The following is a 246-nucleotide window of genomic DNA, read 5'->3' as shown; positions in this document are numbered from 1 at the left end:
GCCGTACCGGATGTTCTCCCGGATCGTGCCCGCGAACAGCCACGGGTCCTGGAGCACCATTCCGGTGCGCGCCCGGGCGTCGTGCCGGGAGAGCGTCGCGATGTCCTGGCCGTTGACCAGGATCCGGCCGCCGTCGGGCTCGTAGAACCGCATGAGCAGGTTGACCAGCGTGGTCTTCCCGGCGCCCGTCGGGCCGTCGGTCGCGACCGACTGCCCGGGGCGGACGGTGGCCGACAGGTCGGAGGT

The 246-nt window shown here is 72.4% G+C and carries 1 protein-coding gene; it reads right to left on the bottom strand.

The features are described 5' to 3' along the window. Nucleotides 1–246, bottom strand: a 246-nt coding sequence (locus tag KVT14_RS20855; RefSeq protein ID WP_217617344.1) for an ATP-binding cassette domain-containing protein, incomplete at both ends; no start/stop codon positions are given.

The sequence above is a fragment of the Cellulomonas sp. GbtcB1 genome (genome assembly GCF_019091725.1).
Lineage (GTDB): Bacteria > Actinomycetota > Actinomycetes > Actinomycetales > Cellulomonadaceae > Cellulomonas.
This window is presented reverse-complemented; position numbering and strand designations above follow the sequence as displayed.